Origin of the sequence: Acidovorax sp. 22279 (genome assembly GCF_052045435.1) — a bacterium.
Classification (GTDB): domain Bacteria; phylum Pseudomonadota; class Gammaproteobacteria; order Burkholderiales; family Burkholderiaceae_C; genus Acidovorax; species Acidovorax delafieldii.
Window position 1 is genome coordinate 23,560 of record NZ_JBQEOV010000028.1, and the last position, 6,449, is coordinate 30,008.

Sequence of the window (6,449 nt, forward strand, 5' to 3'; positions counted from 1 at the left end):
GGGGTGGCAGGGCCGGGGTGCAGGCGCGCACGCGGCCGGGTGCCGTGGGGTGCGCTGGCCTGCAGGGCGTCAGATCAGCCGGTCGGTATGGTTGGTGATCTTCTTGAGTGGCTTGCTGCGCGCCGGGCTGACCATGATCGGCACCTCGGTAGCGCCGCCGGTCCAGGCGGGGTCCTCGATGCTGTCGAACACCTGGCGCAGCTTTTGTCCCCAGCTGTCGTGCAGCATCCGAAAGTACGGGTTGTTCTCGTCGATGCAGATGACCTTGTCGGTGGCAAAGCGGTCCACCTCGTACACCACCAGGTCCAGCGGCAGGCCCACCGACAGGTTGGACTTGAGCGTGCTGTCCATCGACACCAGTGCGCACTTGGCAGCCTCGTCCAGTGGGGTCTCGGGCGTGAGCACGCGGTCGAGCACGGGTTTGCCGTATTTGGATTCGCCAACCTGGAAGTACGGTGTTTCGGACGTGGCCTCGATGAAGTTGCCTGCCGAGTACACCTGGAACAGGCGCATGCCCTCGCCCTTGATCTGGCCGCCAAACACCATGGACACATTGAAGTCCACGCCCGAGCGCTTGAGGGCTGCGCCGTCGCGCTCGTGCACGTGGCGCACGGCGGCGCCCAGCACGCGGGCGGCGTCGAACATGCTTTTGGCATTCCAGATGGTGATGGCTTCACCCGACTCGCCGTCCTTGATCTGCTCGGTCTGCAAGATCTCTCGCACCGATTGCGAGATGGACAGGTTGCCCGCCGACAGCAGCACCATGAAGCGGTCACCCGCCTTCTCGTAGACCATCATCTTGCGAAATGAGCTGATCTGGTCCAGGCCGGCATTGGTGCGGGAATCGGACAGGAAAACCAGCCCGGCGTTGAGTTTGATGGCGACGCAGTACGTCATGGAGCAATGGGGGTTGTTGTTTGGGGGTAACCCGCGAGTTTAGTCGCCTGCGGCATGGGCAGCCTGTGCCTCCTGCAGGTAGCTCCCAGTTGTTGCGGGGTGCGGCTATTCAAAAATGATAGCAACCAGGGCATATGGCACTAGCGCCTGATGCCCCTGGGACTCAAAAATGCGCTGGCGGTGTGCCCAGAGCCCGGTCAGCAGCCTGCAGCGCAGCCGGGGTGGGCGTCGCTTCAGCCTGCCATCTTCTTGAGCTGGTACAGCGCATCCAGCGCTTCGCGCGGGCTCAGGGCGTCGGGGTTGATGCCGGCCAGCGCGGCCTCGAGAGGGCTGGCGCCCGCGCTCTCGGGCACCTCGGGGGCGGCGAACAGGTCCACTTGCAACTCATCCTCGCCCGCGCGCTCTTCGAGCGCGGCCAGCGCATGGCGGGCGTGGTGCAGCACGGGCGAGGGCATGCCCGCCAGCTTGGCCACCTGAATCCCGTAGCTGCGACTGGCCGGGCCGGGCTGGATCTCGTGCAGGAACACGATGTCGGTGCCGGACTCGGTGGCGCTCACATGCATGTTGATCGCGTGGCGCGCTTTGGCTGGCAGCTCGGTCAGCTCGAAATAGTGCGTGGCAAACAGCGTGAAGGCGCGGGTCTTGTCGTGCAGGTGGGTGGCAATACCGCTGGCCAGTGCCAGGCCGTCGAACGTGCTGGTGCCCCGGCCGATCTCGTCCATCAGCACCAGGCTGTGGGGCGTGGCGGCGTGCAATATCTGCGCAGCTTCGGTCATCTCCAGCATGAAGGTGGACTGCGCATTGGCCAGATCGTCGGCCGCGCCGATGCGGGTGTGGATGGCGTCGATGGGCCCCAGGCGGCAGCTCGCGGCGGGAACATGGCTGCCCATGCTGGCGAGCAGCACGATGAGCGCGACCTGGCGCATGTAGGTCGATTTACCGCCCATGTTGGGGCCGGTGATGACCTGCATGCGCGTGTTGGCGTTCAGGCGCGTGTGGTTGGCGATGAAGCTGCCGCTCGATGTCTCGGCCAGGCGCGCCTCCACCACCGGGTGGCGACCGCCCTCGATCTCGATGCAGGGCTCGGGCACGAACTGCGGCGCGCACCATTGGAGGGTGAGCGAGCGTTCGGCCAGCGTGCACAGCACATCCAGTGTGGCCAGAGCCTGGGCCAGGCGGGTCAGCTGCGGGATGTGCGGCTGCAGCTGGTCCAGGATCTGCTCATACAGCCATTTCTCGCGGGCCAGGGCGCGCTCGTTGGCTGACAAGGCCTTGTCTTCAAACGCCTTGAGTTCGGGCGTGATGAAGCGCTCGGCATTCTTCAGCGTCTGGCGGCGGCGGTAGTCATCAGGCACCTTCTCGACATGGCTGCTGGTGACCTCAATGTAGAAGCCGTGCACCTTGTTGAACTGCACGCGCAGGTTGGGGATGCCGGTGCGCGCCTTCTCGCGGGTTTCCAGATCCAGCAGAAAGGCATCGCAGTTGGTCTGGATGGCGCGCAACTCGTCCAGCTCGGTGTCGAAGCCGTTGGCGATCACGCCGCCGTCGCGCACCAGGGCGGCGGGCTCTTCGGCAATCGCGGTCTGCAGCAGTGCCATGCAACCCTCGGGTGGTTGCAGGTGGCTGAAAATCTGCATCAAAAAGGGCTCTGGTGCCCTTCCGTTCAGCGCAAGCAGCTCTGATTTTTGTAGCGTTTTGCCCAGCGCGACCAGCTCGCGCGGGCGCACCTGGCGCAGCGCAATGCGGGCGGTGATGCGTTCCACATCACTCACGCCCTTGAGTTCGCCGCGTAGCGTGGACCAGGGGCCCGCACCGCCGCCTGCACCGCCCGCGCCCCGCAAGGCCGTGGTGGCCGAGAGGCGCTGGCGTGCCTCGGCGCGGTCGCGGCGCGGCTCCAGCAGCCAGGTCTTGAGCAGTCGGCTGCCCATGCCGGTCATGCAGGTGTCGAGCAGCGAGAACAGCGTGGGTGCATCGTCACCACGCAGGGTCTTGACCAGCTCCAGGTTGCGGCGCGTGGTGGCGGGCAAGTCGATGAGGTCGTCGTTGCGCTGCACCTGCACGCTGTGCACGTGGGTGAGGGTGCGGCCCTGCGTGTGCTCGGCGTAGGTCAGCAGTCCGGCGGCGGCGGCGTGGGCCTCGCCCAATTCGTGTGCACCCCAGGCCTGGAGGCTGGCCGCGCCCAGGTTTTCGAGCAGCTTGCGCTCGCCCAGGGCACTGTCGAACTGCCAGTCGGGCCGCAGGCTCATGGGGCAGGTGAAGGCGCCGCCTTGGCGCAGCACCTGCAGTTGTTGTTCAAAGCGCTCGGTCACGCCTGCGCTGTAGATCAGTTCGCTGGGCGCCACGCGGGCCAGCCAGGCGCCCAGTTCGTCGTGCGCACATTCGGCCAGGTAAACGCGGCCCTGCGTCACGCTGAGCCACGCCAAACCACAGCGCGCGCGGGGCGCCTGGTGCACGGCCATCAGCAGCGATTCGGATTTGTCGGACAGCAGTTCGGTGTCGGTCAGCGTGCCGGGTGTGACCACGCGCACCACCTTGCGCTCCACCGGGCCCTTGTTGGCGCCCACCTCGCCCACCTGCTCGGCAATCGCCACCGACTCGCCCATCTTGATCAGGCGCGCCAGATAGTTCTCCAGAGCGTGGAAGGGCACACCGGCCATCACCACCGGCTGGCCGCCCGACTGGCCGCGCTGTGTGAGCGTGATGTCGAGCAGGCGCGCGGCCTTCTCGGCGTCCTGCCAGAAGACCTCGTAGAAGTCGCCCATGCGGTAGAACAGAAGCGTCTCGGGGTACCCGGCCTTGAGGGCCAGGTACTGCTGCATCATGGGTGTGTGGTGTTCGAGCGTGTCGGACATGCAGGGGGTGGCAGGAATGAGGCGTGGACTGTAGCAGTTCGATCATCGGGTTTCCCCCTGGGCAATTCCACTGCGTTCTGCCAAGATGTTACGTTTTGACATACTCTTGGCTGTATGCTGGCAGCTTGACCCTGAACGGAGCCACCCTCCGTCGAGAGTTGGTGTTTCAACCCCAGGATTCAGAGGCTTCAGAGCGACCGTGATTTCGTCCGAACTGTTGACCGACCTCCTCGCCCCTACCGGGGAAGGCCTCATCGAGCCCATGGCGCAGGCGCGCCTTCAAGCGCTGGTGGACGCGGTGCCGGTGGCGCTCATGGAGTTTCGTCTGCAAGACGGCCGCCTGCTGCTGCTAGCCGCCAACGCTGCGGCACGGCGCATGCCAGGGTTGGGAGCGGTACGGCATCCGGGCGTGGATGCGTCCGAGGTGTTTGACCTGCTGGCCAACACGCCGCTGCTGGACCAGTTGCTCGGCGTGGTGCGCGTGGGGGCTCCGCTGGAGTGCCGCCAGGTGGTGCGCGAGCCCGGTCGGCTGTTGCTGGCCTGGGACTTGTCGGCCCGCCGCGTGACCAATGACTGCATCGTTGTCACGGTGCGCGATGCCTCTGAAGCCGAGAATCTGCGGGTATCACTGGCCGCATCCGAGCGTGCGCTGGAAGAAGTGCGGCGCGAGTTGCGCGAGCAGACCGACGTGTTCAACACCATGGAGAGCCTGGCGCGCACTGGCCACTGGCGGCGCATTGAAGACCCGGGCGAAACGGTGCTGCTCTGGTCGCCAGGGCTGTGCAACATCGCCGGGTTTGAGCAGCAGGAATGGGTGGACCCCGAGCGCGCGGTGAGTGGCATCCTGCCGGAAGACCGGCACGTGTTCGACAAGATCCGAGAACGGGGATCTGGCCTGGATGTGGAGTACCGCTGGCGACGACCAGATGGCGAAGTGCGCTGGATGCGCTCGCGGGTTCAACGCACGCTGCCGCGCGACGGTGTGCAGGTCGTCATGGGGGTGGTGCAGGATGTAACGGACGAGCACCGCGCTGCGGAGCAATTGCGCGAACAACTCTTGTTCATTCAGCGCATTGCCAGCCGCATCCCCGGCTTCATCTACGAATACCGGCTGCATACCGATGGTGGCACCAGCGTGCAGTACATCAGCGATGCCGTGCGCGAATTCATGGGCGTGGAACCGCACGAGGTCACGGCCGACCATGGCGTGCTCATGCACCGCGTGGTGCCCGAAGACCTGCCGCTGGTGCAGCGCTCGGCCATGATGTCGGTGCGCAAGCTGGTGCCCTGGCAGTGCGAATACCGTGTGCGGATGAATGACGGGAGCGTGCGCTGGCACATGACCAACGCCATTCCACACCGCGAGGCCGATGGCTCGGTGGTGTCCCATGGCTTCACCATGGACATCACCGATCGCAAGCTGGCAGAACAGGAGATCGAACGCCTGGCGTTCTACGACGCGCTCACGGGCCTGCCCAACCGCCGCCTGCTGCTGGACCGCCTGCAACGCTCCATCGCCGCCTGCCAGCGCACCAGGAACCTCGGGGCCCTGCTGTTCATCGACCTCGATAACTTCAAAGACCTCAACGACACCCTGGGCCACGACATGGGCGACCAGCTCCTGGCCCAGGTCGCCGCCCGCCTGGTGGGCAGCGTGCGCGAAGCCGACACCGTGGCCCGCTTCGGCGGCGACGAATTCGTCGTCATGCTCGAAGCCCTGGCCCCTGACCTGCAAAACGCCGCCACCCAGGCAGAAACCGTCGCCGAAAAACTCCTGGCCAGCCTGAACCAGCCCTTTGACCTGGACGGCGCCCAGCACTACAGCACCCCCAGCATCGGCATCACCCTCTTTGGCGACGAACGCCTCACCGTGGACGAACTCCTCAAGCGCGCCGACCTGGCCATGTACCAGGCCAAAGCCGCAGGACGCAACACCCAGCGCTTCTTCGACCCCGACATGCAGGCGGCCGTCAACGCCCGCTCCAACCTCGAAGCCGACCTGCGCCAGGGCCTGGCCCGGGGCGAATTGCTCGTGCACTACCAGCCCGTCGTGGACCACCACGCCCGCCTGCTGGGCGCAGAAGCCCTCGTGCGCTGGCGCCACCCCCAGCGCGGCATGATCAGCCCCGGCGACTTCATCCCCCTGGCAGAACAGACCGGCCTCATCCTCCCGCTGGGCCAATACGTGCTCCAGACCGCCTGCGAACAACTGCAGCGCTGGAGCCAGCACCCAGACACCGCTCACCTGTCCATCTCCGTCAACGTCAGCGCCCGCCAGTTCCGCCAACCCGGCTTCGTGGCCGAAGTGCTGCAAACCTTGAAGAACCACAACGCAGACCCCCGGCAACTCAAGCTCGAACTCACCGAAAGCCTGCTGCTGGGAGACATCGAAGACACCATCGCGCGCATGGTGCAGCTCAAAAGCGAAGGCGTGGGGTTTGCGCTCGATGACTTTGGCACCGGCTACTCGTCCCTGTCCTACCTCAAGCGCCTGCCACTGGACCAGGTGAAGATCGACCAGAGCTTCGTGCGGGACGTGCTGACGGACCCGAACGACGCGGCGATCGTGCGGACCATCCTGGCGCTGGCCAAGAGCCTGGACCTGGAGGTGGTGGCGGAGGGGGTGGAGACGACGGGGCAGCTGTCGTTCCTGAGGCTGCATGGGTGCGAGGGGTTCCAGGGGTATCTGTTTGGAAGGCC

3 protein-coding genes are annotated in these 6,449 nt (G+C 65.8%); 1 reads left to right on the forward strand and 2 read right to left on the reverse strand.

Annotated features, from left to right (window positions below; all coding sequences use genetic code 11):
- Positions 1-69 precede the first annotated feature (69 nt).
- The gene (locus ACTJKQ_RS24080) at positions 70-897 is read right to left on the reverse strand and encodes a proteasome-type protease (protein WP_056067065.1); all 828 of its coding nucleotides are present in this window, start codon (positions 895-897) and stop codon (positions 70-72) included.
- A gap of 233 nt (positions 898-1,130) precedes the next feature.
- Positions 1,131-3,749 carry a DNA mismatch repair protein MutS gene (mutS, locus tag ACTJKQ_RS24085; RefSeq protein ID WP_440598332.1) on the reverse strand — a complete coding sequence of 873 codons (2,619 nt, stop codon included), beginning with the start codon at positions 3,747-3,749 and terminating at the stop codon, positions 1,131-1,133.
- Between the two features lie 199 nt (positions 3,750-3,948).
- Between mutS and ACTJKQ_RS24090 the strand changes: the two genes are divergently transcribed.
- Positions 3,949-6,449: putative bifunctional diguanylate cyclase/phosphodiesterase (locus ACTJKQ_RS24090; protein ID WP_440598333.1), on the forward strand; the 2,501-nt coding region annotated here is incomplete at its 3' end.

Excerpts from the sequence above, each read along its gene's own strand:
- ACTJKQ_RS24080 (WP_056067065.1), bottom strand. The coding sequence starts at position 897 with ATGACGTACTGCGTCGCCATCAAACTCAACGCCGGGCTGGTTTTCCTG.
- mutS (WP_440598332.1), bottom strand. The coding sequence starts at position 3,749 with ATGTCCGACACGCTCGAACACCACACACCCATGATGCAGCAGTACCTG.